This window comes from Flavobacterium phragmitis (assembly GCF_900112575.1).
Classification (GTDB): domain Bacteria; phylum Bacteroidota; class Bacteroidia; order Flavobacteriales; family Flavobacteriaceae; genus Flavobacterium; species Flavobacterium phragmitis.
The window spans coordinates 21,141-46,468 of the sequence record NZ_FOMH01000004.1; the positions used below are offsets into that span (position 1 = coordinate 21,141).

Consider the following 25,328-nt stretch of genomic DNA (forward strand, 5'->3'; position numbering starts at 1 on the left):
TTTAAGTGAATAAGTTTTTTTTGTCCCTTGTTTTTATTTTTTCATTTTTCATTGTTTCAGCACAGCAAAATGGTAATAATTCAATTCAGCCTGGTTTTGCAGCAGAAATGTTTCCTGTTTTTCCAAACTGCGAAAATTTAGATGGTAAAAAACTAGAAAATTGTTTTTATAAAGAAGTTCAGGATTTTGTATTTGCTAATTTTCAAGTTCCTGAGAATCTGAAACAGAATAATTACAAAGGACAAGTAAAAGTACTTTTTGAGGTAAATGCTGAAGGAGAATTTAAAGTCATTTATGTTTCGGCAGTAAATGAAGAGTTGTCTGAAGAATCAAAACGTGTATTTGGAAAATTCCCCAAAATAAAACCATCTACTTATAACGGAAAAGCAACTTATTCAAAATATACCATTTCCATTGATATTCCGCTTAAGAGTTCAGAACAGCTTGCAGCAGAAGCTTTGGCAGCAGCCGAAATTTTAAAACCAATCGAAAAACCAATGACAGAGCTGGATAGTATTGTCTATAAAAAATACAATAACCCAGAATTTGAAAGTCATTTGAATATTCCATTTTCTCATAGTTATTATGCACAGTTTGATGCGGCAATGAATCAAGTTGGAAGTAATAATCACACGGCTTCTAAACCTTATACCTACACTGAGGTTTCAAAGTATTATAATTTAAAAGCTGTTAATCAATCATTACAAAAGAATGTTTCATCTTGGCTGGGAAGAAAATGGTGGAACGAAAATATGGTTCAGATTCAGGGAGAAGATTACTGGTTTTCTTTGAATCCAATTGTCGATTTGCAGCTTGGAAAAGCTTCGGATAGTGATGCTTCCTATACTTATGTGAATACAAGAGCCTTGAATTTTAGAGGTGGTTTGGGAAAACAAATCAATTTTACGACTACATTTTTTGAAAGTCAGGGGAGATTTGCGGGGTACTTCAATGATTATGCAGAATCGATTAAGCCATCGGGAGGAAACCCGGCAATTATTCCAGGAGTTGGAATTGCGAAAAGATTTAAAACTGATGCATACGATTTCCCTTTGGCGGATGCCAATATTACTTTTGCACCAAGTAAAATTTTTGATTTGCAGTTGGGTTATGGCCGAAATTTTATTGGTGATGGGTATCGTTCACTTTTGGAAGGAGATGGGGCAAGTCCGTATCCATATTTTAAAATCAATACTAATTTCTGGAAAATAAAGTATACCAATACCTATATGTGGATGAAAGATGTTCGTCCAGAAGTGACAGAAGAAAGAACCTACGCGACCAAGTTTATGGCGAATCATTATTTGAGCTGGAATGTTTCGAATAGATTAAACTTAGGTTTCTTTGAGTCTGTAGTTTGGACCGATTCGAACAACAGGGGTTTTGATATCAATTTTGTGAATCCTATTATATTTTATCGTGCCGTAGAATTTGGCTCTTCATCAAGAAGTGGAAATGCACTTTTAGGAATCACAGGTAAATACAAATGGAACAACAGCATCAATTTATATTCTCAATTCTTAATTGACGAATTTTCTGTTTCTGATGTTGGTGCAGGAAATCAAAGCTGGAAAAATAAATTTGGTTTTCAGTTAGGAGCAAAATATTTCAATGCATTTAATGTGAAAGATTTATTAGTTCAGGTTGAATTTAATCATGTTCGTCCTTATGTGTATTCGCATAGTGCAGTTATCACGAATTACGGGCACAACAATCAAAGTGTCGGGCATCAATGGGGAGGAAATTTTAAAGAGTTAATTTTAATTGGACGCTACCATAAAGGCCGTTTGTTTGGAGACGCTAAATTTACCATTGGAACAAGAGGTTTGGATTTTGATACTGCGGCTGATTCGTATAATTATGGAGGAAATATTTATAAAAGTTACGATGATAAGCGTCCTTATAATACAGGCGTAAAAGTAGGTCAGGGAAATAAAACGAGTGTCTTTATTGCAGATGTTCAAGGAGGTTATTTGATTAATCCAATGACGAATTTAAAATTATTTGGAAGTTTAATCTATCGCAATTTTGATCCAACACAGGAAACAGCAACCACTTTTAAACAAAGTACAACTTGGTTTAGCATCGGATTACGTTCGGATATTTTTAACTGGTATTTCGACTACTAGTTTTTAATAAGATTTTTCGAAACAATAGTGTTAAAGATTTGTAAGTTCTTATTTTGTGCAGGTTTTATTGAAAAAAATCTATTTTTATAGGTTTATATTCTACAATCTAATTTGTACATTTGCAGCACTCAAAAAAAATACACAAACAATAACGGTATTGAACGCTTCGAAAAATACATTATCACTCAAATCAATATTTCTAGATTTTAAAGAGATTACTAAAGCTGGTTTGGCCATCAGTGTTTTGTTTTCATCTATTGCAGGATATTTATTAGGAGTTGACTCCGATCATCCTTTTAAATGGAGTGTTTTGCTGGTTCTGTCTATTGGAGGATATTGTATGGTTGGGGCTTCAAATGCTTTTAATCAAGTAATTGAGAAAGATATAGATTCTTTAATGGATCGTACCAAAAACCGTCCCGTTCCTTCCGGACGTATGTCTCCAAAAGTGGCATTATTGGTAGCGAGTCTTTTGACGATTTTAGGGATTGTACTTCTTTATACAATCAATGCAAAGTCAGCAATGTTTGCTGCAATTTCGATATTTCTTTACACCAGTATTTATACACCATTAAAAACAGTTACTTCATTATCTGTTTTTGTGGGAGCCTTTCCGGGAGCAATTCCGTTTATGTTAGGATGGGTTGCCGCTACGGGGGAGTTTGGTATCGAAGCAGGAACTTTGTTCTTAATTCAGTTTTTCTGGCAGTTTCCTCATTTCTGGTCTATCGGATGGTTTTTGTATGAAGATTATGAGAAAGCAGGAATCTTTATGCTTCCAACAGGAAAGAAAGATAATGGAACTGCATTACAGATTATTTTGTATACAATTTGGCTTATAATAGCATCATTGCTGCCGGTTTTAGGTTTTACAGGACAATTGTTTATTTCTCCAATTGCAGCAGTTTTGGTTTTTCTTTTAGGAATCTGGATGCTTTTTTATACAGTCCGTTTGTATAAATTAAGAACGGCAAAAGCGGCGAGAACATTAATGTTGGTAAGTGTATCTTATATTTCGCTGTTGCAGATTGTATTTATAGTAGATAAATTTTTAAGATAGTTATGGAAATGACAATGAAAATAAACGAAGAACAAGAAAGAAAGTCAAAATCGGCTAAATTGATATTGCTTTTTGCTATGGTTAGTATGACCATGATGTTCGCAGGATTAACAAGTGCATTTGTGGTAAGCAAGTCTAGAGCAGATTGGTTGAAAGATTTTCAAATTCCTGTAGCATTTTATTATAGTACCGCAGTTATCATTGGTTGCAGCGTTGCTTTTTATTTTGCAAAGAAAGCAATTCAAAAAGACAATAGAAGTGCTGCTTCGGCGTTTCTTTTAGGAACTTTGGTTTTAGGAGTTCTATTTGTTGTTTTGCAATTTATAGGTTTTGGACAAATCATCGAAAGCGGTTATTACATGACGGGACAAGGTAGCTCAATTACTACAACTTTCCTTTATGTTATCGCTCTAATGCACTTATTGCACGTTGCAGGAGGATTAATTTCACTTTTAATTATAATTTATAATCATTTTAAACAAAAATACAACTCGACTCAAACTCTTGGGATAGAGCTAGGTGCGATGTATTGGCACTTTTTGGATTTATTATGGGTATTATTATTTTTATTTTTATATTTCTTTAAATAAGAAAAAAACGTAAATTTGGGAACTTTTTAACGAATATCTTTTATGGGAGCGACAGTTACTACTGCAAACAACGACGAAAAAACTTGGGGAGGCGGTCACAATGAGCCTTTAGGAGCAAGTTATGGTAAAATGATGATGTGGTTTTTTATCGTATCAGATGCCTTAACATTCTCTGGATTTCTAGGAGCTTATGGTTTTTCTAGATTTAAATTTATTGAAACTTGGCCTTTGGCTGACGAAGTGTTTACTCACTTCCCATTTATGCATGGTGTTGCGGCTCCAATGTATTATGTAGCATTAATGACTTTTATTTTGATCTTTTCTTCTGTAACAATGGTTTTAGCTGTTGATGCGGGTCACCAATTGAAAAAGACAAAAGTTGCAATCTATATGTTCTTAACTATTATTGGAGGTCTTATTTTCGTTGGTTCTCAAGCTTGGGAATGGAAAAACTTCATTAAGGGAGAATATGGTGCAGTTGAAACAGTTGGAGGTAGTTTACTTCAATTCGTGGATAAAGATGGTAAAAGAGTAGCTTTAGCTGATTTTGCTGTTAAATTGCCAGAACAAAGAGAAGCTTTAACAAGAAGCCACTCAACTTGGTTTATGGAAGATGCTGAATCTCAACCAAGCTTTACTGTTGCTGAAGTTCAAGCAGGATTTAAAGCACATCCTGAAATTTTAATTAGAACAGAAAAACTTACAGATAAAAAGAAAAAGACAATCTTATCAAGAGAAGAATCTGAAAAACATTTAGCTAGTGCTAAATATGTAGTAGAAGGTGCTAACTTGATCAGAAACGAGTACGGTAATAAATTATTTGCTGATTTCTTCTTCTTTATTACAGGTTTCCACGGATTCCACGTATTCTCTGGAGTTATCATCAATATCATTATTTTCTTTAATGTATTATTAGGTACTTACGAGAAGAGAAGAAGCTACGAGATGGTAGAAAAAGTTGGATTATACTGGCACTTCGTAGATTTAGTTTGGGTATTTGTATTTACAGTTTTCTACCTAGTTTAATTTTAGAATTTAATTATTATGTCACACGAGCACGTATCAAATACAAAAAGAATCTGGTTTGTTTTCGGATTGCTTTCAGTAGTAACTACAGTAGAAGTTATCTTAGGTATCTACAAACCTGCATCATTAGAATTCACGCATTTTATCGGTTTGAATTTGTTAAACTGGATTTTCTATATCCTAACAATTTTCAAAGCATATTATATTGTATGGGCATTTATGCACATGGAAGGTGAAAAAAGCAGCCTTAGATGGTCTGTTGTTTCTCCTGTTATCTTCCTAGTTTTATATTTATTGTTTATTCTGTTAACAGAAGGACATTATATTTATGGGGTTTTTAAAGATTCTACTATTAAATGGAATTTTTAACATGATATTAATTCGAAAAGAGTCCCGATAACATCGGGATTTTTTTATTTTTGTACCTCAATAATTTCCGTTAATACAATGAAAAAAAATATAGTTCTCTTTGTACTTTTTGTTCTGCCAATTGTAGCTTATTTATTTTTTGCTTCTGGTGTAAATAGTTTTACAACTCTTCCTGTAATAACACCAAAAGTGGCCGATTTTGGAAATTGGAAATCATTGAACGGAAAGAAAGTTTCTCTAGATAAAAAAATTACAGTACTTGGATTTTCAGGTTCAAATATTCTGGAGAATAGAGGAAATTATTTCAACTTAAATGAAAAAATATACAAACGATATAATGGTTTTGAAGATCTTCAGTTTGTAATTTTATGCCCACTTGGTACAGAAAAAGAAGCGCAGAAAATTGTGGATGCTTTATCACCTTTTACAGATGTGAAAAACTGGAATTTTGTTTTTGCATCAAATCAAGAAATTCAGCAGTTTTATGATCAGCTTCATCTAAAAGGAAAACTAAATCAAAATCTTGGAACTTCAAACGTTTATATCGTAGATAAAGAACGCAATCTAAGAGGAAGAAAAGATAAGGACGAGTATAAAGAAGGATATGATACTTTTCATCCTTCAGAATTAAGCAATGAAATGCTGGATGATTTTAAAATCATTTTATACGAATACCGCGCCGCTTTAAAGAAAAATCATAACGCTACAAAGCAACTTTAATAATCATTTATAATGTTCAAAAATAAATCATATATAGGAATCTCCTTTATCATTTTGATTTTTGGGATTTATGCTATTCCGAAAATTGTAGATCGAGTAAGTAACGGAGATGTTGTAAAAGGAAACCGTTTAGACAATGTTGAAGCTAAATCTTCAAAAGAAGCAAAACTTTTAACAATTGGTCCAGCTCCAAAGTTTGAATTAACGAATCAGGATAATGTAAAAGTTTCAAATGAAACGTACAAAGGGAAAGTGTATGTATTGGAGTTTTTCTTTACAACATGTCCTTCGATTTGCCCGAAAATGAATATGAGTATGCTGGAAATTGAAAAGACATTTTTCGGAAATCCTAATTTTGGTATTGTTTCTATTACAATTGATCCCAATCATGATACACCGCAGGTTTTAAAAGATCATGCTAAATTGTTAGGTGTAAAATCCTCGAACTGGAATTTCTTAACGGGAGACAAGAGCGTAATTATGGATTTGTCCAATAAAGGTTTCAATCTTTATGCTGGAGAAAATGATAAAGTAAGCGGTGGTTTTGAGCATTCTGGTTTATTTGCTTTAATTGATAAAGACGGAAATATCCGTTGCAGAAAAGATGAATTCGGAAATCCGACGATTTACTATGATGGGTTAGATAAAAAAGGAGTTCGAGATATTCAACAAGACATTAAAATTTTATTAGAAGAATAAAAATGGAAGACAATACTTTAGAAAAAAAATACAGCAAATTTATTATTGCAGTTTCAATTATAATTCCAGTTGTGGTTGCGATTTTATTTGGGGTTAAATTAAAAGATTTTGGTTATAATGTAGAACCGTTATCAATGCTTCCTCCAATTTATGCGACAATTAATGGTTTAACAGCTATTGTTTTGGTTTGGGCTGTTTTAGCGATTAAAAAAGGAAATCGTCTGCTTCATGAAAGATTAATGACTCTGGCTATTGCTTTTTCTGTTGCTTTCTTGGTTATGTATGTAGCGTATCATATGACTTCAGATTCTACTAAATTTGGTGGAGAAGGAGTAATTCGTTATGTGTATTTCTTTATTCTTGTGACTCACATTTTATTGTCAATTGCTATTATTCCGTTAGTGTTGATTACTTATGTAAGAGCGTTGGCGCAGCGATTTGACAGACATAAAAAAATTGCTAAAATTACTTTTCCACTTTGGTTATATGTTGCTGTAACAGGAGTTGTAGTTTACTTAATGATTTCTCCATATTATGTATACTAAAAATAAAATCCAAAAAACAAATTCCAAAATTCAAACCTTGCTATTTGGAATTTGTTTTTTCCTAATAGGAATTTCGGCTCAAGCCCAATGTGCTATGTGTCGTGCCGCTTTATCGGGAGATTCTAACACCAAAAAAGCAGAAGCTGTAAATGATGGAATTGTTTACTTAATGGTCATTCCGTATTTACTGGTAATCATAATAGGCTATTTGATTTATCGAATGTATAAAAAGAAAAAAGCAGCGTAATTTTACGCTGCTTTTTTTATCTATTACTTCAATCCGTTGACCGAAACATTAACCGTTCCGTTTATCTTTATAAAAGCGATTATTGCTTGATTTGTGAGTTGGATTTTGTCAAACTGAATATCTTCCATTTTTCCATTTACAAATACACCAGGCATCGGAGAATAATTTTTCAAATAACCTGCCATGCTCTTTTTGCCTTCTTCTAAATTAGGCTGAATCGAATAACGACAGCTTTCTTCCATTTTTCTAAGAATGTATCCTTGTGCGAGCCAGTTTGCTGTACGCATCAATTTGCTTTTGGTGTCTAAAACATAGTCTAATTTCTCAAAGTAAATTTCTTTTGTTTGAGCATTGTATGATGGAAAACCATTCAAATAAAGTGTTCCGTTAATATACCCTAAAACATCTAACGCAATAATCATTTTGCCCTCCTTATGCCAGATGGAAACATTTTTCACGGTTATTTTTTTGCTTCCCGAGCCAAATTCCTGTCCAGCAAAATTTTTGGTCATAATTTTCGAAGCATCAACATAACTTGAAATAGCAGCAATATTGGCTGAAATCTGATTCGGAATTTTAGCAACTGGTTTTAATGCAATTTTGTTAGCGTTAAATTTTGATTCAGGTTGTTTGCCGACAATGGTTTCCATATTACATTTCATACCCATATCCAATAAAAACGAATCATTTTTAAGTTTGGCATTTGTAGAGTAGATTTCGATAGGAACAATTCGAAGCCAGCTTTCATAAGTATCACTCATTTGAAATGGTGTACATATTTTTTCAACAGCTTGAAGAACATTTGGTTTAAAATCCATTGATTTCTCAATTGCTTCGTCTATTGTTTTTTCCAGTTTGCCTTTGAAAATAGAAATAGCGGGGTTTATTAAATAAGTAATCGGCATATTTTTGCCAAAAACATTCATAGTCGGGCTTTCGCTCCAATCAATAGATTTGAATTCTGTTTTTGTAGTGAGTTTCCAGTTTGTTAAAGCAGTTTCACTGGATAATGTTATAATTCCGTTTAGATTAAATTCTCGAACATCATATAATTCTACACCCAGTTTTTTAGTGCCAATACGGTATTTGATATTCGCTTTAAGCGGTAAAATTGTTTTTATTCTTTTGTCTGGATTGGCTGGATCATTTTGGATTTTGATAGGTGCCTGTTTCCAGATTTTTATTTGAATATCGTCGTCTTCGATATTGTTGTCTTCGTAGATTAATCCGTTCAGCAGAGAATTTGTCTGGTTTTCAATATCACTTAATTTGATTGTAATGGGTAAGTTGATAAATGAAGGACTGCTGTCGTAAACTAAGGGGCTTGCATCGTCTGGTTCTGGTTTTAGAGTTTCTAATTTTTGAGCTGTAGAACAGCCAGTTAGTACGGCAAGTACTGTAAATATTGAAATAATCGAAGTCAGCTTCATTAAGGTAGGGTTTAAAAATGTAGTAAAAATACGAAAACAATCATATTTTATTAAAAAAGTGTAACAATTGATACTGTTTGAAGTCTAATACAAAATAGGTAACAAAATTATTAACTTTTTATTATCATAAATTACTTAATAAAAATGTTATTATTGTCTAAAAATTTAACAATACCATGATCGAAATCAAAGATTTACACAAGTCCTACAAGATGGGAAGTTCGGAATTACACGTACTAAAAGGTATTAATTTTAATATTGAAGAAGGTGAATTAGTTGCGATTATGGGATCATCTGGTTCTGGTAAATCCACACTTCTTAATATTTTAGGAATTCTAGATGAAGCCGATTCTGGAAGTTATATTTTGGATAAAACTCCAATCAAAAAATTAAATGAAACTCTTGCTTCAAAATATCGTAACAAATTCTTAGGCTTTGTTTTTCAGTCTTTTAATTTGATCAATTACAAAACGGCGCTTGATAATGTTGCCATGCCCTTATATTATCAGGGAGTTAAAAGAAAAGAACGCTATGATATTGCGATGAAGTACTTGGAAAAAGTAGGGTTGGGGTCTCATTCTCACCACTTGCCAAATGAACTTTCTGGCGGACAGAAACAACGTGTGGCTATCGCAAGAGCATTAGCTTCAAACCCAAAAGTTTTATTGGCCGATGAGCCTACAGGAGCATTGGATACTAAAACTTCTTATGAAGTAATGGAATTGATTCAAGGGATTAATGATGAAGGTAAAACAATTTTGATTGTTACCCACGAACCTGATATTGCTGCAATGTGCAAAAGAAACGTAGTCCTAAAAGATGGATTAATTATCGATGATAAAAGAGTAGAACAAGTTAGAGCTTCGTCTTATGTTTAATATTGAACGCTGGCAGGAAATATTTGAAGCCATTTCGAAAAACCGTTTGAGAACATTCTTGACAGGAATTTCGGTAGCTTCGGGAATTTTCATTTTGGTCATTTTACTTGGTGCAGGTAAAGGACTTCAAAATGGAATTGAAAAACAATTTGAACGTGATGCAGCAGGAATTATTGAAGTTTGGTCTGGAACAACTACAAAAGAGTTTAAAGGACTAAACCCAGGAAGACGCGTTCAATTTAGAAATAGCGATTATAACCAATCGGTTCAAAAATTTGAAGATAAATTGGACTTACGTGCTTCAACCAATAATTATTGGGGTCAGTCTTTTGCGTATGGAAAAGAATCTGGAAATTATCAGTTTCGAGGTGTTGATCCAGATTACGGTGGTATAGAAAACCTTACGATTGTTCAAGGACGTTATATAAATGCTAAAGATCTTGAAAGTAATGCAAAAGTGGCTGTTATTGGAATGAAATTGAAACAGGATCTTCTTAAAGACAAAGAGGCGATTGGAGAGGAAATCTTAATTAACAATATCAGTTTTAAAGTAGTTGGGGTTTTTACAGACCCTGGAGGAGAAAGAGAAGAAACTCGTGCTTATCTTCCTTTAACTACTGTACAAAAGACATTTGGCGGAGGAGATAAAATCAGTAATTTGTTTTTTACACTAAAAAAGACAGATAATTATGATGAGGCTTTGGCGCAATCTGAAAAATTTACGCAGGATTTAAAAGACCTGTTAAAGAGTAAAAACATGGTTGCACCTGAAGATGATAGCGGTGTGGGAGTATATAATTCGGTTAAAGATGCCAAGCAGTTTTATGATCTGAATTTATATATTAGACTTTTTTTCTGGTGGGTTGGTATTTGTACAATCATAGCTGGAGTAGTTGGAGTAAGTAATATTATGCTTATTATAGTGAAAGAAAGAACAAAAGAAATTGGAATTAGAAAAGCACTTGGGGCATCACCATTTTCAATTATTTCTATGATTCTTCATGAATCAATATTTATTACGACTATTGCAGGTTTTGTTGGATTATTGGCAAGTCTTCTTTTATTGGAGTTTGTTGGTCCAATGGTTCAGAGTGAATTTTTTAGAAACCCGGAAGTAGATTTTGGCGTAGCGTTGACAACCTTAATTTTGCTTGTATTCGCTGGTGCAATGGCAGGTTTTTTTCCTGCATATAGAGCCGCTAAAATCAAACCTATTGTAGCACTTAGAGACGAATAATTATGTTTAGTAGAGATAATTGGGACGAGATTTTACAGGCTTTGACAGCCAATGTGTTCAGAACTGTTCTGACCGCTTTTGGTGTGTTTTGGGGAATATTTATTTTGGTCATATTGCTGGCTGCAGGTAATGGACTAGAAAACGGTGTTAAGAAAGGTTTTGACGGAATTGCAACAAATACGATGTTTATGTGGAGCCAGAGTACATCTAAAGCGTACAAAGGACTGCCAAAAATACGTCGTTATGATTTTAGAAACAGCGACGTTGCAGCTTTAAGACAAGCAATACCAGATTTATTGTATGTTTCTCCGAGAAACCAGCTGGGAGATTTTAACGGAACTAATAATGTGGTCAGAGGAACAAAAAACTCGGCTTTTACAATTTATGGAGATTATCCTGAATTGATAAAACAACAGCCAATGGATATTATTAAAGGCCGTTTTGTAAACCAGCAGGATATTAATGAAAGAAGAAAAGTAGCTGTTATTGGAAAAGGGGTTATTAGTGAACTTTATGGTAAAGAAGAAGAGTCTGTAGGCACCTACATAAAAATAAACGGAATAAATTTCATGGTTGTTGGAGTTTATGCTTCTAAACAACAGGGAGGAAATGCAGAACAGGAACAGAAAAATATTTTTATCCCTTTTACTACTTTTCAACAAGCATTTAATTATGGGGATAAAGTAGGCTGGATGGCGCTCACAGCAAAAGATGAAGCGTCGATTACGGAGTTGAAGCCTAAAATTTTAGAAATAATCAAAGCGTTACATTCTGTGAATCCAACAGATGAGAGAGCAGTTGGAAATTTCGATTTATATGAGCAGTTTAATAAAGTACAGAGCTTATTCAATATCCTAAAAGTAATTGCTTATTTTGTAGGAACATTGGTACTTATTTCTGGAGTAATCGGAATTTCTAATATTATGCTTATTGTGGTTAAAGAACGTACAAAAGAGATTGGAATCAGAAGAGCTTTAGGGGCAACACCAAGTGCTATTAGAAGTCAGATATTAACAGAGTCTATATTTTTAACGATTATTTCAGGGATGCTTGGAATTGCTGTGGCAACCGGAATTATTGCACTATTAAACATGGCACTCGATTCGATGCCTCCTGGTGGAAATACAATGTTTGCAAATCCAAGTGTAGATTTGCGTGTCGTATTTGTAGCATTATTAATATTGGTGGGGTCTGGATTGCTTGCAGGTTTTATTCCGGCACAGACAGCAATCAACGTGAAACCAGTAGATGCATTAAGAACAGAATAAATTATCAATCAAAATAAATCGATTAAACCAAAAACAAATGAAAAAAGGAGTAACCGTAACCATTTTAATATTTATTGCGATCATTTTCTTTGGCGCATTATATTATTTGTACGCTAAAAATCAAGAATCGCCAATTGTATTTAAAACGGAAAAACCAGAAACGAAAACAATTGTAAAAAATACAATTGCGACCGGTAATATTCAGCCTGATGAAGAGGTCTTAATCAAACCAAATATTTCAGGTATTATTGAAGAAGTGTATATCAAAGCGGGTGAAAAAATCAAAGCAGGAGATATGATTGCTAAAATCCGAGTGGTGGCAAACGTTTCAAATGTAAGTAGTACCCAAAATCAAGTTCAGACTGCTAAAATTGCTTTGGATAACCAAGAAAGGTTATACAAAAGACAAAAAACATTGTTCGAAAAAGATGTAATTTCTGCAAATGATTTTGATGCTGCGCAAGTGGCATACAATCAGGCAAAACAGACTTATCTTGCCGCTAAACAAAGTTTAGATATTGTAAAAACAGGAACGACAGCTTCTTTTGGAAGTTATGCCAATACTTTAATTCGTTCTACTGTAAACGGAATGGTTCTAGATGTTCCTGTAAAAGTGGGTAACCAAGTAATTGAAAGTAATAATTTTAATGAAGGAACAACAATTGCCAGCGTTGCCGATGTTGGAAGAATGATTTTTATTGGAAAAATTGATGAATCTGAAGTAGGGAAAATCAAAGAAAAAATGCCTATCGAGATTACAATTGGTGCTATCGAAAACAAAAAATTCGACGCTGTTTTGAATTATATTGCGCCAAAAGGAGTGACAGAAAATGGAGCAATCCAGTTTGAGATTAAAGCTCAAATGGTAAACAGAGACGATACTTTTATTCGCGCAGGTTTAAGTGCTAACGCTTCGATTATTTTGGAAAAAGCAGAGAAAGTAATGGCGATAAAAGAATCTTTGGTTCAATTTGACAAAAAAACACAAAAACCTTATGTTGAGATAGAAACTACTCCACAAAAATTCCAAAGAAGAGATTTAGTCCTTGGAGTGAGTGATGGAATCTATGTTCAAATTAAAAGCGGTTTGAAGGCTACGGATAAGATAAAAATCTGGAATCAAGGCTTGATAAATGAAGGTGAAAAAAAATAATTTAATTTGAAGGTTTAGGGATTTTTTTGGTTTTAAAAAATGTTAAATTTGCGTAGTTCGGTTTACTGCGCTTTCATCAAAAGTATATGAAAATAAATAAATATAATAGTCTCGTTTTTGCAATGTTATTCGGTTTTGGACTAACTGGGCAAGCGCAATCAAAACAATGGACACTTGAAGAATGTGTGAGATACGCATTAGAAAATAATATTACAATCAAATTGACGGAGTTAGATTTAAAATCTGCTGCAATTGATAAAAAAGGAGCTATTGGTAATTATCTTCCATCTGTAAATGCAAATGCATCACACTCATGGAATATTGGTTTGAACCAGAATATTACAACTGGTTTACTTGAAAATCAAACGACGCAATATTCATCTGTAGGAGCATCAGTTGGAGTAGATATTTATAAAGGACTTCAAAATCAAAACAATTTAAGAAGAGCCAATCTTTCTATTGTTGCTTCAAAATATCAACTATTAAAAATGCAGGAAGACATTTCTTTAAATGTTGCCAGTGCATTTTTACAGATTTTGTCTAATAAAGAAGATTTAAAAGTCAAAAAAGAGCAATTAGCCATTGATGAAAAACGTTTTGCGCGTTCTGAAGAAATGGTAAATGCAGGAACAATTCCGCGTGGAGATTTGTTCGATTTAAAAGCGACTGTTGCCACAGACAAACAAAATATTGCAGTTTCTGAGAATAATTTATTGATTTCGAGATTAAGTTTAGCACAGCTTTTACAATTAAAAGAATTTGCAGATTTTGATGTTGTGGATAATAACAATCTGGCAGACGAAAATAATATTCTAGCACAATCACCTATTGAGATTTATAACAAAGCAAAAGATATAAGAACAGAATTAAAGCTGGCTCAGACTAATCTTGAAATTGCAGAGAAAAATGTTGCAATAGCAAAAGGAGCGTATCAGCCAACATTAAGTGCTTTCTACAATTTTAATACAAGAGCAAGTTATTCTGATATTATTACTGGTTCAACTCCTAATACGACAAACCCAACATCCCAGATTGGATATGTTCAAGGAACCAATCAAGCGGTTTTGCAAAACAATTTTTCTCCTGTTTTAGGCAGTGCAGCACCTATTTTAGATCAATTTAAAGATAATAAAGGGCAGTCTTTTGGATTGCAGCTTTCTGTTCCTATTTTTAATGGCTTTTCTGCAAGAAATAATGTAGAAAGAAATAAAGTAAGTTTAGAGAAATCTAAAATAGATTTAGAGCAAAAAAGTTTAGATTTGCAACGTAACGTTTATACCGCTTTTACAGATGCTAAAGCTGCTTTAAATACTTATGAAGCATCTACTGTAACTCTAGAAGCAAGACAACAGGCTTATAATTTTGCCAAAGAAAAATATGAAGTTGGCTTGATGAATGCATTTGATTTCACCCAAGCGCAGACATTATTGACTACAGCGCAGTCTAATGTTATTACAACAAAATACGATTACATGTTTAAAATTAAAATACTTGAATTTTATTTCGGAATTCCAATCGTTCCAATTATTACAAAATAATTCATTATGAAGAAAAAAACAGTTTATTTCTTATTAGGGGGAGCAGTAATACTTATTGTAGCTTTAATTGGTCTTTCAAAGGCTGGAGTAATAGGGAATAAAGATGAAGGAAAAGAAGTGGAAACCGCAAAAGTAACAGCTTCAACAATTGTTGAAACAGTTTCTGCAACAGGTAAAATTCAGCCGGAAATAGAAGTTAAAATTGCCTCAATGGTTTCGGGTGAGATTATTTCGCTAAATGTAAAAGAAGGCCAAGTAGTAAAAAAAGGCGATTTATTAGTAAAAATAAATCCTGATTTATATACTTCTGGATTAGAAAGATCTGTTGCAAATTTAGCTGGAACAAAAGCAAGTTTAACACAATCTGATGCTAGTTATAAAGAGGCAAAATTAAATTATGACCGTAATAAAACTTTGTACGATAAAGGAGTTATTTCAAAATCAGATTGGGATAAAGCAGTTTCAACTTATGAAGTTGCAAAAGCTACAAAACAAAGTGCTTATTATAATGTTCAAAGTGCTTCGGCTTCGGTTACTGAAGCTAAAGACAATTTAGGACGTACCACAATATATTCTCCAGCAGATGGAACAATTTCTGTTCTGAATGTAGAACTAGGAGAAAGGGTTTTGGGAACACAGCAAATGGCTGGTACCGAACTTTTGCGTGTAGCCAATCTTAACAATATGGAAGTTGAAGTTGATGTGAATGAAAATGATATTGTTAAAATTAAAATTGGTGACGAAGCAAACGTAGAAGTGGATGCTTATCTGAAAAAGAAATTTAAAGGAGTTGTAACCAGTATTTCAAATTCTGCAAGTACAACTCTAACATCAGATCAAGTAACCAACTTTAAGGTTAAAGTTCGTATTTTAAAAGAATCGTATTTGGATTTATTGGAAGGAAAACCAAGTGCGTATTCTCCGTTTAGACCTGGAATGACTGCCACTGTAGATATTATTACTACTACTAAAACAAATGTATTGGCAGTGCCAATTAGTTCTGTTGTGGTAAAATCGGATACTACGGCGGTAAAAGAATTTAAAGTGGAAGATCCTAACGAGAAAAAAGCAACTCCAAAAAGTGATAAAAAATTCGAATGTGTTTTTGTAAAAGTTGGAGACAAAGCTAAAATCAGAGTGATTAAAACTGGAATTCAGGACGATACCAATATTGAAGTAATGTCCGGTCTAAAACCCGGAGACGTGGTAATTACTGGACCTTATACAACAGTTTCTAAAGAACTTAATTCTGGGGATAAAGTAAAGCTTAAAAAAGCGGAAGCTCCTAAGAAATAATATATTTTATAGGTGTCAGGCTGAGCGAAGTCGAAGCCTTTTCTAGCTTCTACTTCGCTTATTCTGATATTAATAACTAATAATTAAAATTAAATATTTTGTCTTTTATTCTCAACATCGAAACGGCTACTAAAAATTGTTCAGTATCTGTCGCAAAAGATGGTAAAACCATTTTTTGCAGTGAACTTGCAGAGGAAGGATATTCACATGCCGAAAAACTTCATGTTTTTATTGAAGAGGTAATCGCAAAAGCAGGTATTTCTGTTCAAGATTTAAATGCGATTGCAGTAAGCCAAGGACCAGGATCGTATACTGGTTTAAGAATTGGTGTTTCGGCGGCAAAAGGGTTGTGTTATGCTTTAAACATCCCATTGATAGCGGTTGATACGCTTCAGACTTTGGCTTCTCAAGCAGGCGTTACAGATGGAAAAATTGTTCCAATGTTAGACGCACGCCGAATGGAAGTGTACAGCGAAGTTTTTAATACAGACTTAACTGTTGAAAGAGCGATTAAAGCTGAAATTATAGACGAAAATTCATTTCAAGAATATACAGACAAGCTTTACTTTGTAGGTGATTGTGCCGAAAAATGTAAAGCCGTTTTAACTAAAGAAAACTTTGTGTTTATAGAGGAAGTAAAATATCCTTCAGCACAAGCGATGAGTAAAATTAGTTTTGATAAGTATCAAAAAAGCGACACTGTAGATGTCGCTTATTTTGAACCTTATTATTTAAAAGATTTTATGATTACTGCTCCTTCTAAAAAAGAGTAATATTATTTTTGTATAGTATACGGCTGCACGGCAATTCCGGCTTGGTCTAGTGCAGCTTTGCAATTTTCTAATGTTTCAGTAAAAACAGATCCATAATCAGCATTTTTAGCCCAAGGACGCACAGCAAAATCAACGGAACTAGCGGATAGGTTTTTTACAAAAACTTCTGGAGCAGGCTTTTTCAATACTTTTGGATTTTGAACTAAAACATCTAGTAAAATTTCTTTTGCTTTCTTAATGTCTGAATCATAAGAAACAGCAAAAGTCAAATCGGCTCTTCTTTCTCCCTGCATCGAATAGTTAATGATATTCCCGTTAGATAATGCTCCATTAGGAACAAATACTGTCTGATTGTTTGCTGTAATCATTTTAGTGACGAAAATCTGAATTTCAAGAACAGTTGCAATCACACCTTGTGCTTCAATTGTATCACCAACTTTAAAGGGTTTGAAAACGATAATAAGCATTCCGCCAGCAAAGTTAGAAAGTGACCCCTGCAATGATAAACCAATTGCAAGTCCCATTGCCCCTAAAATTGCTACGAATGAAGAAGTCTCGATTCCAAGGTTTGAAATAAAGGTTACGAATAATAAAATTCGTAAAGCCCACAACAATATATCGGCAAGGAATTTAGTAAGAGTTGGGTCAAGATTTCTCTTCTCCATTATTTTCCTAATAATTCGGTTTATTAGTTTTATAGCATATAAACCAACAAATAAAACTATAAATGCCGAGATTAATTTAGGCGAATAATCAATAAAAATATTAGTAAATCGAGTAACGTATTTACCGACTTGTTCTGGGTTCAGATTCATGATTTTTAAAATAAAAAACCTTCTCAAATGAGAAGGTATATTAGTTGTGCAAATATAAAAATATTTACCTTATTAGAAAACAGACATTATATCTTGTCTGCAGCTTCATCGCCGATTTCTTCTACTGCTGCAGCCGATTTTTCGCTTGAATCAACAACCGTTTCAGAAATTGTTTCAGTGGTTTCATGAGTTAGAGAAGCTGTTTTTTCTTTAACAGTGTCAATGACATCGCTTATTGCGTCTGATGCTTTATCGGCATATTCGCTTACAGTTTCTTTTGCTTTATCAGCATAATCTGCAGCTTTATCAATGATAGGCTCAGAAACTTCTTTTACTTTGTCAATAGCTTCTTCTGCAAAAGTTTCTGCTTTTTCAATATAAGGAGCAGCAGCTTCTTTAGCGTGCTCAAAAGTGGTTTCGGCATTATTTGCCAATTCTGTTACTGATTCTTTGGTTGAACCAAACAAGTTTTTAAAAAATGAAGATAATCCCATGGTTTTTAATTAATTGGTTATAAATACAATATTAATTAATTTTATAGAATTACTCGTTTTTTTGATGGTAAATAATTGATAACTAATGTTTAAGTGTAAAAAAAAGCGCCTCAAAGAGACGCTTTAAATAAAATATATCTAACTTTAGATTTAAGCATTTGAAGCTTCTACTTTTATAGCTTCATCATTCAGCATGCTTTTCAGCATATTTTCGATCCCGCTTTTTAAAGTAAAAGTCGAAGATGGGCAACCGCTGCAAGCACCTTGTAAAAGGACTTTTACTGTTTTATCTTCTTCATTGTAAGATTCGAAAGCAATATTTCCGCCATCTGCAGCTACAGCTGGTTTAACATATTCTTCTAAGATATTAATGATTTGTTGTGATGTTACATCTAGCTTGTCAAAGGCTTCATCTTTCGCAACTTCATTTTTTGTAGCTGTTTGAATCAGACTTTCGTCTAAAACCGTACCGCCGTTTTCAATAAACTGTTTAATAAAAGTTCTTAATTCTAAAGTAATTTCAGACCAGTCATTAATTTCATATTTCGTTACCGAAATATAGTTTTCATCAATAAAAATTTCTTTTACATAAGGAAATTTGAATAATTCCTGAGCTAATGGGGAAGAAGCAGTCTGGTCGATATTTTTGTATTCAACAGCATTACGAGTCAGCATTCTGCTTACTACAAATTTTAAAGCAGAAGGATTTGGAGTTGTTTCTCCGTAAACTGTAATAGGCTGTTTTTTAGCTTTGGTTTCATCAATTTTAATGATAACCCCGCCTTTTTCAACAAAAGAGCTTATTTGTTCAGCAACAGCGTCTTTAACATCATCCCAATCTACAATGCTGTATCTTTCGATAGCAATAAAATTCCCAGATATATAAACAGTCTTAACGAATGGTAAATAGAATAATTGTTGAGCCAAAGGAGAAGCCTGGGCTTCGTCAATGTTTTTGAACTCAAAGTTTTGATTTTGAGTAATAAAATCCTCAAACTCGAACTTTAAAATAGTTGGATTTTGAGTTTCTTTTATAGTGATTTTTGTCATGGCAGTATATTTTTTGCAAATTTACTAAAGTTATTTTCTACTAATAACTATATTTGATTTTTTAATGAAATAATTAAGACTCTTCTCAAGGAAATCGTGTTAAATTGCAGGAGTGAAAATTATATTGATACAAAATTGCCTTTATGAAATTTAAAATCAGGGTTTTATTAATTTTTCTTATTTGCTCCTTTTTTTCTTACTCTCAAGAAGGAATACCTGTTTATTCGGATTATTTATCAGATAATTATTACTTAATTCACCCTTCGATGGCAGGTGCAGCCAATTGTGCCAAGATTAGATTAACTGCTAGAAAACAATGGTTCGGACAAGAAGATGCGCCAACTTTGCAAACATTAAGTTTTAATGGAAGAGTAGGAGAACGTTCTGGAGCTGGTATAATTGTTTTTAATGATAAAAATGGATATCATTCTCAAAAAGGAGTCAAACTGACTTATGCGCATCATATCATGTTTTCGAGAGATGAGATTGATTTGAATCAGCTTTCTTTTGGTATCAGCGGAGGTTTAATACAGAGCCAGTTGGACGAAACGAAATTTGGAGGAACTTTTGATCCTATTGTTTTTGGTTCTATTCAAAAAGACTCTTATTTTAATATGGATATTGGTGCTTCGTATAACTTTATGGACTTTTATGCACATGCAACGGTTCAGGGTTTATTAGAAACGAGAAGAGAGTTGTATACAGAATATGAAAGTGATAACCTGAGAAAGTTTTTATTAAGTGCCGGATATGTTTTTGGTAAAAATAACAACATTACCTGGGAACCTTCAATCCTTTTTCAGTATTTTGATAAAACCAAAGAAAAAACTCTTGATTTAAACATAAAAGCTTACAAAAATATGGACTTTGGAAGTCTTTGGGCTGCGTTATCGTACAGAAGAGGTTTTGATGGAGGACAGTATCTTGCTGGAAATAATGGTGTAGCTTCTCAAAAATTACAATTTTTTACGCCTATAGTTGGTGTTAATTTCAAGAACTTTATGTTTGCTTATACCTATTCTCAAGTAATGGGAGATGTGAAATTTGATACTGGTGGTTACCATCAGATTACTTTGGGGATTAATTTATTCTGTAGAAAAGAACGTTACGACTGCAACTGTCCTGCGGTTAACTAAATATTATTTTTATGCTGATTAAGTCTGTGAACGGAAAAGCGCCTCAAATTCCAGAGGATTGTTATGTTGCTGAAAATGCTACAATTGTGGGAGATGTTACTTTTGGTGATTCCTGCAGTGTCTGGTTTAATGCCGTGGTAAGAGGAGATGTTAATTTTATTAAAATCGGAAATAAAGTAAACATCCAAGATGGAGCTGTTATTCATTGCACCTATCAAAAGCACCCAACTGTAATTGGAAATAACGTTTCTATAGGTCATAATGCGATTGTGCACGGTTGCACTATTCACGATAATGTCCTGATTGGAATGGGAGCCATCGTTATGGATAATTGTGTTGTAGAAAGTAATGCAATTATTGCAGCAGGAGCTGTAGTCACTCAAAATACTGTTGTAACTTCTGGAAGTATTTATGCAGGAGTTCCTGCCAAAAAAGTAAAAGATATTGATCAATCTGATTTTGCTGGCGAAATTGAGCGCATTTCGAATAATTATGTAATGTATTCAGGCTGGTTCAAAAACGAAGAACAATTATAAAAAATCCAAAAAATAAAATTCCAGATTCCAAGGTTTAATGCTTTTGGAATTTTTGTTATTAGAATTTTAAACAATTATAGGTTGATTTTCTCAAAAAAGGCATTTTTATAGCTTTCGCTGATTGGAACTCTTTTATCACTTATCAAGACCTTATTTTTCTGAATCGATTTTACATGTTTGATATTGATAATGTACGACCTGTGAATTCGCGAAAAACCTTTGCTGGAAAGCAGATTTTCTAATTTGATTAAACTGATAAGGGTTAGTGTAAATTTGTTGTCTGTCGTGTAAATTTTGACATAATCTTTTAATCCTTCGATAAAAAGAATGTCCGCAAAATTTAATTTCACATTTTCGTATTCTGCTCTAACGAACATAAAATCCTGTTCGATTTCAGTTGCATTTGTGGTTTCAGAAATAGTCTGTGGAACAACTGCCGGCTGTAAAACCTGCTGTGCCCTTACGACTGCTTTTAAAAATCGATGAAAAGGAATTGGTTTCACCAAATAATCAACTGCACCGAGATTAAAACCTTCTACGGCATAATCTGAATAGGCAGTGGTAAAAATGACCAAAGGTTTTTTCTCGATAGTATTTATAAAATCAATTCCAGAAAAATGAGGCATTTCGATATCCAAAAAAATCAAGTCAACATTGTTCTGGTTAATAAATGAAACAGCGTCAATCGCATTGTTAAAAGAATTCATTAATTCCAACGAATCTACTTTTTTGACAAAATCCTGCAATAATTCTACAGCTAAAGGTTCGTCATCAATAATTACACATTTCATTCTTTCAGAATTAAGTTTTATAAATTGTTTTCGGCATTCAAAAGTAATTTTAAACCAGTGAATTAAGTTTTAAAATTTTCATAAAATACTGGTTAAGAAATTAAAATTATATTCTAGATAGAATAGTTCAATGTACTAGATGCCTGTTTTAATTTCATCCAATTTTAAATTTAAATGAACTCTGTAATATGCATTATCTTGAGTAATGTTTAATTCGTGTGCATTTGGATAGAGTAAATCAAGACGATTCTGAATGTTTACCAATCCAATTCCCGAGTTTTCAGGATCTTTAACATAGTTTTCAATAGAGTTTTCAATCCAGAAATCAAGATTATTGTCGGTAATGAGAATTTTAATTTTCACATGCGCAGCACCTTTGTAATCTGTTCCGTATTTAAAGGCATTTTCAACAAAAGAAATCAAAAGTAATGGTTCGATAAATTTGTTTTTGGTATCGCCATGTACATTTATTACAATGTCTTCGATATTGTTTAATCTCAGTTTTTGCAGTTCAATGTAATTCTGAATATAGTTAACTTCTTTTTCTAAAGCCACCGTTTTGTTATCTGTTTCATAAAGCATATAGCGCATAAGTTCAGATAACGTGACGATGGCATCAGGGACCAAATCAGATTTTTTGTGTGCCAAAGAATAGATGCTGTTTAGAGAATTGAATAAAAAATGCGGGTTAGTTTGCTTGCGCAGATATATTAATTCTGTATTTGTTCTATGCGTTTCGGCAATCAGTTTGTTTTGCTGATTATTATAAAACTCGGTTAATGTTCTAATAATCGCACTAATTGTTATAATCAAAATATAAAAAAACGAAGGCCCCAGTTTAAAGAAAATTGGTTGTCTCATCTCAATTCTTTGAGGCATCATGTGGCCAGGTCTCGGAAAAAAATGAGGTCCTTGCGGAATCATTCGTGCAGGCATTATATTTTCAGGTCTTAAATGTCTGAATTCAGGAATCGTATAATTGATTCTAATAATCATGAAAACAGCAATAAGGCCAAAAGCAAACCAAAAGTAAAGCCAGTATTTTTTTTGTAAAAGATAGGAAGGAACCAAATAAAAATAGTTCAGATAAAACAATGCAATTCCTGTGGTCCATTGTAGATAAAAATCACTGCTCATCTTAAACGGACTTTCGTAAAACTGAATTAATGAAGTTAAAATAAAGAAAACCCATATTGCGCAATGAAATAGAATTTTGTTATATCCGGTATTTTTTAAGGTATCTAACTGCATTTATAATTTTATTTTTAATAAAATTAAATCTTTTTTGGTTACCGCTGGTGATAAGTTTTGTTTGAGTTTTTGTTTTACAAGATCGGCTACTTTCATAGCATCACCTTCTGTTGCAAAACTTTTGTTTTCGCTAATTACCGGAATAACACTTTGTTTAATTAGAATTTTTTCTTTGTAAGCAATCGTGTATCCCCATCCTGAATTTGTTTGAAAAGAGGCAGATGTAAGAGCTTCTTTTTTGGTGCAGGAAATAAAGAACAAAAAGAATATAAAAAATAGGAAACACTTCTGGATCGACTTCCAGAAGTGTTTTTTAGCATTAGTTATCATCATCACTTTGTTCATCTAATGGTCTAAATTCCCAAGCATCATCAAAATAGGTAGAGCCAATTCTTCCTAACATATAATATCCTCTATTATTAATTGCAAAAGCTACAGCATCTGTTCTGATAGCACCTTCCATTGGAGTTCTTTCTTCCCATAAATCAGTTGTTGGATTATATTCCCAAACTGTTTTTACATTTTCACCACCTACAATGTATCCAAGTCCATTCATAGAGAAACTAGAAGCATTTGAACGTACAATCGCATAATCATCGTTGTATGAGTAATCATCGTCAGTATCTTTATCGACGTCACGTTTTCTTGTCCAAGTATCTGTTGATGGATCAAATTCCCAAAAATCTTCTTGGTAAGTACCATTGTTTACACCAGTTACTAAGTACGCTTTGTCTGCAATTACAAAAACGGTTGCATTACGTCTTTTGTTACCGCTGAAACCGTTTACAAGTGTCCAAGCATCAGTTTGATCATTGTATTGATAAAAATCTTTTAAATAATTTCCATCATATCCAGTACCAAAATAAGCTTTACCGCCTACTTGAAAACCAACGGCAGCATAACGAGCTGTTCCTGCAAAATCTGCTTTTTGTGACCAGCTGTTGCTGACAGGGTCGTATTGATAAAAATCTTTCAGTTTGTTTGTCCCATCATAACCAAGACCAACATAACCTTTATCGTTTAATGCAAAACTAGAAGCAGAACTTCTTCCTATTCCAGTAAAATCTGCTTTTTGTTCCCAATAATCCCCATTAGAATTGTAAATCCATAAATCTTTTAAATATTCATCGCCGGTATAACCGCCAACAACATAAGCGAAATCTCCAATAACGAAACTTGTTGCACTAGATCTTGCAGGGCCGTCAAAGGCTGATTTTTTAATCCAGTTTCCCATTAATTCGTCATCTTCATCATTACTGCAGCTTACAAAAAAAAGGCTCGAAAAAAGCGCTGTGAATAAAATTCCTTTTTTTAGATTAATCATAGTGTATTTAATTTTATTTATTGTTTGTATTTGATCCCTATTCCTAAGACGTAACCATTTCCTATGTTATAGTCATATATTTGACGATTACTGCTGTCTGCTAATTTGTATTTTTTATTAAAATCATAACCGGCCTTAAAATTTAAAAACCAATTTTTACTAACATTGCGATCGTATTCAAATGCTGTTGTTATTTGCGATAAAACTGCTTTATTGACGGCATCTGATGTGTCTAAATGATAAAAATTTCCGTTAAAACTATTCGTCAGTTTAAATTCATTTCTTTCATTATTCGAATACTTAATTTGAGAATCGGGAAATCCAACTCTTAAATTAGCTTTGTCACTAAATTTATAATCTAAACCCGCAATTGGAGTAAATTTTGGTGCTCCAAAAATGGAGGTTCTTCCTGCCCCAATAACCAAGTTTAATTTTGAACTCAACTGCTGGTTAATTGCTATATTTCCTAAAACAGTAATGTCGGATAGATCTAAATTTTGCTGAAAATTAGCTGTCGGAATAATAGAAAACTGCCATTTTGTTTTTTCTGATATTTCATGCGAAAATTCAAACCTGTTTTGAATCTGATTGAATTTATCTTGTTCCTGATAAAAGTCAAATTGATTCAGTTCATAACTCACTTTCAAATTCGAATATTCCAACGTGTTGGCTATTTTGTATTTAGTTCCTAAATTCTTTTTATACGAAACTGCAATATCAGTTTCATTAAAATTTATCTTATTTGTAGGCTCTATTTTGATATTTGCATAAGCAGCAAAATTTTCTTGTGCTTTGATACTTAAAAATGTAACCGAAAAAAGAGAACAAATTAAAAACCTTACTATCATTATCTATTTTATTGATTTCAAAAGTAAGCGGACAGCGTTCTTAAAAAAAAGAAGATATATATATGACGTGTTTTGATAGACTAAATCCTCTTTTTTAAGGTTGAAATGATTTTTTTGATGCCAAT

Annotated in this window: 27 protein-coding genes; 18 read left to right on the top strand and 9 right to left on the bottom strand. The window is 33.0% G+C overall.

What is annotated here, in order from left to right; genetic code table 11:
• Window positions 1-5: 5 nt before the first annotated feature.
• From BM289_RS08170 to BM289_RS08210, 9 genes are all read left to right on the top strand, one after another.
• Complete coding sequence (locus BM289_RS08170; RefSeq protein ID WP_091492363.1) at window positions 6-2,129, top strand: energy transducer TonB; 2,124 nt, start codon at window positions 6-8, stop codon at window positions 2,127-2,129.
• 157 nt (window positions 2,130-2,286) lie between these two features.
• A complete protein-coding gene (gene cyoE / locus BM289_RS08175; RefSeq protein WP_091492364.1) occupies window positions 2,287-3,189 on the top strand; it encodes a heme o synthase in 903 nt (300 codons plus the stop codon).
• Between the two features lie 2 nt (window positions 3,190-3,191).
• Window positions 3,192-3,779: a cytochrome c oxidase subunit 3 gene (locus BM289_RS08180; protein WP_091492366.1), complete on the top strand. Its 588-nt coding sequence runs from the start codon at window positions 3,192-3,194 to the stop codon at window positions 3,777-3,779.
• A gap of 42 nt (window positions 3,780-3,821) precedes the next feature.
• A complete protein-coding gene (locus BM289_RS08185) occupies window positions 3,822-4,805 on the top strand; it encodes a cytochrome c oxidase subunit 3 (protein WP_091492368.1) in 984 nt (327 codons plus the stop codon).
• Window positions 4,806-4,823: 18 nt separating this feature from the next.
• The gene (locus tag BM289_RS08190) at window positions 4,824-5,174 is read left to right on the top strand and encodes a cytochrome C oxidase subunit IV family protein (RefSeq protein WP_091492369.1); all 351 of its coding nucleotides are present in this window, start codon (window positions 4,824-4,826) and stop codon (window positions 5,172-5,174) included.
• A gap of 78 nt (window positions 5,175-5,252) precedes the next feature.
• Window positions 5,253-5,894, top strand: a complete 642-nt coding sequence (locus BM289_RS08195) for a hypothetical protein (protein WP_091492371.1) — start codon at window positions 5,253-5,255, stop codon at window positions 5,892-5,894.
• Between the two features lie 12 nt (window positions 5,895-5,906).
• Complete coding sequence (locus tag BM289_RS08200; RefSeq protein WP_091492372.1) at window positions 5,907-6,593, top strand: SCO family protein; 687 nt, start codon at window positions 5,907-5,909, stop codon at window positions 6,591-6,593.
• A gap of 2 nt (window positions 6,594-6,595) precedes the next feature.
• Window positions 6,596-7,138, top strand: coding sequence for a DUF420 domain-containing protein (locus BM289_RS08205; protein ID WP_091492374.1), 543 nt, complete (start codon window positions 6,596-6,598; stop codon window positions 7,136-7,138).
• The gene (locus BM289_RS08210; RefSeq protein WP_091492375.1) at window positions 7,128-7,385 is read left to right on the top strand and encodes a hypothetical protein; all 258 of its coding nucleotides are present in this window, start codon (window positions 7,128-7,130) and stop codon (window positions 7,383-7,385) included. The genes BM289_RS08205 and BM289_RS08210 overlap by 11 nt, the downstream gene beginning before the upstream one ends.
• Window positions 7,386-7,408: 23 nt before the next feature.
• On the opposite strand, the gene BM289_RS08215 is transcribed toward BM289_RS08210, so the two are convergent.
• Window positions 7,409-8,815, bottom strand: coding sequence for a DUF4403 family protein (locus BM289_RS08215; protein ID WP_091492376.1), 1,407 nt, complete (start codon window positions 8,813-8,815; stop codon window positions 7,409-7,411).
• Between the two features lie 176 nt (window positions 8,816-8,991).
• On the opposite strand from BM289_RS08215, the gene BM289_RS08220 reads away from it, so the two are divergent.
• The 7 genes from BM289_RS08220 to tsaB all read left to right on the top strand — a co-directional run bounded on the left by BM289_RS08220 (window position 8,992) and on the right by tsaB (window position 16,958).
• Window positions 8,992-9,693, top strand: coding sequence for an ABC transporter ATP-binding protein (locus BM289_RS08220; protein WP_091492378.1), 702 nt, complete (start codon window positions 8,992-8,994; stop codon window positions 9,691-9,693).
• Window positions 9,686-10,930: an ABC transporter permease gene (locus BM289_RS08225; RefSeq protein ID WP_091492379.1), complete on the top strand. Its 1,245-nt coding sequence runs from the start codon at window positions 9,686-9,688 to the stop codon at window positions 10,928-10,930. The genes BM289_RS08220 and BM289_RS08225 overlap by 8 nt, the downstream gene beginning before the upstream one ends.
• A gap of 2 nt (window positions 10,931-10,932) precedes the next feature.
• Window positions 10,933-12,198 carry an ABC transporter permease gene (locus BM289_RS08230; RefSeq protein WP_091492381.1) on the top strand — a complete coding sequence of 422 codons (1,266 nt, stop codon included), beginning with the start codon at window positions 10,933-10,935 and terminating at the stop codon, window positions 12,196-12,198.
• 37 nt (window positions 12,199-12,235) lie between these two features.
• Window positions 12,236-13,351 carry an efflux RND transporter periplasmic adaptor subunit gene (locus BM289_RS08235; protein WP_091492383.1) on the top strand — a complete coding sequence of 372 codons (1,116 nt, stop codon included), beginning with the start codon at window positions 12,236-12,238 and terminating at the stop codon, window positions 13,349-13,351.
• Window positions 13,352-13,437: 86 nt separating this feature from the next.
• The gene (locus BM289_RS08240) at window positions 13,438-14,889 is read left to right on the top strand and encodes a TolC family protein (RefSeq protein WP_091492384.1); all 1,452 of its coding nucleotides are present in this window, start codon (window positions 13,438-13,440) and stop codon (window positions 14,887-14,889) included.
• Between the two features lie 6 nt (window positions 14,890-14,895).
• Window positions 14,896-16,185, top strand: a complete 1,290-nt coding sequence (locus BM289_RS08245) for an efflux RND transporter periplasmic adaptor subunit (RefSeq protein WP_091492386.1) — start codon at window positions 14,896-14,898, stop codon at window positions 16,183-16,185.
• A 98-nt stretch (window positions 16,186-16,283) separates the two neighbouring features.
• Window positions 16,284-16,958, top strand: a complete 675-nt coding sequence (gene tsaB / locus BM289_RS08250) for a tRNA (adenosine(37)-N6)-threonylcarbamoyltransferase complex dimerization subunit type 1 TsaB (RefSeq protein WP_091492387.1) — start codon at window positions 16,284-16,286, stop codon at window positions 16,956-16,958.
• A 2-nt stretch (window positions 16,959-16,960) separates the two neighbouring features.
• Here the strand turns inward: tsaB and BM289_RS08255 are convergent, their stop codons facing one another.
• The 3 genes from BM289_RS08255 to BM289_RS08265 all read right to left on the bottom strand — a co-directional run bounded on the left by BM289_RS08255 (window position 16,961) and on the right by BM289_RS08265 (window position 19,317).
• Window positions 16,961-17,773 (bottom strand): mechanosensitive ion channel family protein, encoded by an 813-nt coding sequence (locus BM289_RS08255; RefSeq protein WP_091492389.1) that lies wholly within the window; start codon window positions 17,771-17,773, stop codon window positions 16,961-16,963.
• Between the two features lie 86 nt (window positions 17,774-17,859).
• On the bottom strand, window positions 17,860-18,267 hold the full coding sequence (locus tag BM289_RS08260; RefSeq protein ID WP_091492391.1) for a hypothetical protein: 408 nt from the start codon (window positions 18,265-18,267) through the stop codon (window positions 17,860-17,862).
• Window positions 18,268-18,417: 150 nt separating this feature from the next.
• Window positions 18,418-19,317 (bottom strand): NifU family protein, encoded by a 900-nt coding sequence (locus BM289_RS08265; RefSeq protein WP_091492392.1) that lies wholly within the window; start codon window positions 19,315-19,317, stop codon window positions 18,418-18,420.
• A gap of 143 nt (window positions 19,318-19,460) precedes the next feature.
• On the opposite strand from BM289_RS08265, the gene BM289_RS08270 reads away from it, so the two are divergent.
• Together BM289_RS08270 and BM289_RS08275 are read left to right on the top strand one after the other, a co-directional pair.
• A complete protein-coding gene (locus tag BM289_RS08270) occupies window positions 19,461-20,453 on the top strand; it encodes a PorP/SprF family type IX secretion system membrane protein (protein ID WP_091492394.1) in 993 nt (330 codons plus the stop codon).
• A gap of 11 nt (window positions 20,454-20,464) precedes the next feature.
• Window positions 20,465-20,989, top strand: a complete 525-nt coding sequence (locus tag BM289_RS08275; RefSeq protein ID WP_091492395.1) for a gamma carbonic anhydrase family protein — start codon at window positions 20,465-20,467, stop codon at window positions 20,987-20,989.
• A 74-nt stretch (window positions 20,990-21,063) separates the two neighbouring features.
• Here BM289_RS08275 and BM289_RS08280 read toward each other — a convergent pair whose 3' ends face one another.
• The 5 genes from BM289_RS08280 to BM289_RS08300 all read right to left on the bottom strand — a co-directional run bounded on the left by BM289_RS08280 (window position 21,064) and on the right by BM289_RS08300 (window position 25,203).
• Complete coding sequence (locus BM289_RS08280; protein ID WP_091492397.1) at window positions 21,064-21,780, bottom strand: LytR/AlgR family response regulator transcription factor; 717 nt, start codon at window positions 21,778-21,780, stop codon at window positions 21,064-21,066.
• A 135-nt stretch (window positions 21,781-21,915) separates the two neighbouring features.
• The gene (locus tag BM289_RS08285) at window positions 21,916-23,031 is read right to left on the bottom strand and encodes a sensor histidine kinase (protein WP_091492399.1); all 1,116 of its coding nucleotides are present in this window, start codon (window positions 23,029-23,031) and stop codon (window positions 21,916-21,918) included.
• Window positions 23,032-23,364 carry a DUF4907 domain-containing protein gene (locus BM289_RS08290; protein WP_091492843.1) on the bottom strand — a complete coding sequence of 111 codons (333 nt, stop codon included), beginning with the start codon at window positions 23,362-23,364 and terminating at the stop codon, window positions 23,032-23,034.
• On the bottom strand, window positions 23,351-24,355 hold the full coding sequence (locus tag BM289_RS08295) for a Kelch repeat-containing protein (RefSeq protein ID WP_091492400.1): 1,005 nt from the start codon (window positions 24,353-24,355) through the stop codon (window positions 23,351-23,353). Before BM289_RS08295 ends, BM289_RS08290 begins: the two co-directional genes overlap by 14 nt.
• A gap of 17 nt (window positions 24,356-24,372) precedes the next feature.
• Window positions 24,373-25,203, bottom strand: a complete 831-nt coding sequence (locus BM289_RS08300; RefSeq protein ID WP_091492402.1) for a DUF6268 family outer membrane beta-barrel protein — start codon at window positions 25,201-25,203, stop codon at window positions 24,373-24,375.
• Window positions 25,204-25,328 lie beyond the last annotated feature (125 nt).

What these genes read in the sequence shown, in the direction of transcription:
- BM289_RS08180 (WP_091492366.1), top strand. Translation starts at nt 3,192, where the DNA reads ATGGAAATGACAATGAAAATAAACGAAGAACAAGAAAGAAAGTCAAAA.
- BM289_RS08185 (WP_091492368.1), top strand. Translation starts at nt 3,822, where the DNA reads ATGGGAGCGACAGTTACTACTGCAAACAACGACGAAAAAACTTGGGGA.
- BM289_RS08190 (WP_091492369.1), top strand. Translation starts at nt 4,824, where the DNA reads ATGTCACACGAGCACGTATCAAATACAAAAAGAATCTGGTTTGTTTTC.
- BM289_RS08195 (WP_091492371.1), top strand. Translation starts at nt 5,253, where the DNA reads ATGAAAAAAAATATAGTTCTCTTTGTACTTTTTGTTCTGCCAATTGTA.
- BM289_RS08200 (WP_091492372.1), top strand. Translation starts at nt 5,907, where the DNA reads ATGTTCAAAAATAAATCATATATAGGAATCTCCTTTATCATTTTGATT.
- BM289_RS08205 (WP_091492374.1), top strand. Translation starts at nt 6,596, where the DNA reads ATGGAAGACAATACTTTAGAAAAAAAATACAGCAAATTTATTATTGCA.
- BM289_RS08210 (WP_091492375.1), top strand. Translation starts at nt 7,128, where the DNA reads ATGTATACTAAAAATAAAATCCAAAAAACAAATTCCAAAATTCAAACC.
- BM289_RS08215 (WP_091492376.1), bottom strand. Translation starts at nt 8,815, where the DNA reads ATGAAGCTGACTTCGATTATTTCAATATTTACAGTACTTGCCGTACTA.
- BM289_RS08220 (WP_091492378.1), top strand. Translation starts at nt 8,992, where the DNA reads ATGATCGAAATCAAAGATTTACACAAGTCCTACAAGATGGGAAGTTCG.
- BM289_RS08225 (WP_091492379.1), top strand. Translation starts at nt 9,686, where the DNA reads ATGTTTAATATTGAACGCTGGCAGGAAATATTTGAAGCCATTTCGAAA.
- BM289_RS08230 (WP_091492381.1), top strand. Translation starts at nt 10,933, where the DNA reads ATGTTTAGTAGAGATAATTGGGACGAGATTTTACAGGCTTTGACAGCC.
- BM289_RS08235 (WP_091492383.1), top strand. Translation starts at nt 12,236, where the DNA reads ATGAAAAAAGGAGTAACCGTAACCATTTTAATATTTATTGCGATCATT.
- BM289_RS08240 (WP_091492384.1), top strand. Translation starts at nt 13,438, where the DNA reads ATGAAAATAAATAAATATAATAGTCTCGTTTTTGCAATGTTATTCGGT.
- BM289_RS08245 (WP_091492386.1), top strand. Translation starts at nt 14,896, where the DNA reads ATGAAGAAAAAAACAGTTTATTTCTTATTAGGGGGAGCAGTAATACTT.
- BM289_RS08255 (WP_091492389.1), bottom strand. Translation starts at nt 17,773, where the DNA reads ATGAATCTGAACCCAGAACAAGTCGGTAAATACGTTACTCGATTTACT.
- BM289_RS08260 (WP_091492391.1), bottom strand. Translation starts at nt 18,267, where the DNA reads ATGGGATTATCTTCATTTTTTAAAAACTTGTTTGGTTCAACCAAAGAA.
- BM289_RS08265 (WP_091492392.1), bottom strand. Translation starts at nt 19,317, where the DNA reads ATGACAAAAATCACTATAAAAGAAACTCAAAATCCAACTATTTTAAAG.
- BM289_RS08270 (WP_091492394.1), top strand. Translation starts at nt 19,461, where the DNA reads ATGAAATTTAAAATCAGGGTTTTATTAATTTTTCTTATTTGCTCCTTT.
- BM289_RS08275 (WP_091492395.1), top strand. Translation starts at nt 20,465, where the DNA reads ATGCTGATTAAGTCTGTGAACGGAAAAGCGCCTCAAATTCCAGAGGAT.
- BM289_RS08280 (WP_091492397.1), bottom strand. Translation starts at nt 21,780, where the DNA reads ATGAAATGTGTAATTATTGATGACGAACCTTTAGCTGTAGAATTATTG.
- BM289_RS08285 (WP_091492399.1), bottom strand. Translation starts at nt 23,031, where the DNA reads ATGCAGTTAGATACCTTAAAAAATACCGGATATAACAAAATTCTATTT.
- BM289_RS08290 (WP_091492843.1), bottom strand. Translation starts at nt 23,364, where the DNA reads ATGATGATAACTAATGCTAAAAAACACTTCTGGAAGTCGATCCAGAAG.
- BM289_RS08295 (WP_091492400.1), bottom strand. Translation starts at nt 24,355, where the DNA reads ATGATTAATCTAAAAAAAGGAATTTTATTCACAGCGCTTTTTTCGAGC.
- BM289_RS08300 (WP_091492402.1), bottom strand. Translation starts at nt 25,203, where the DNA reads ATGATAGTAAGGTTTTTAATTTGTTCTCTTTTTTCGGTTACATTTTTA.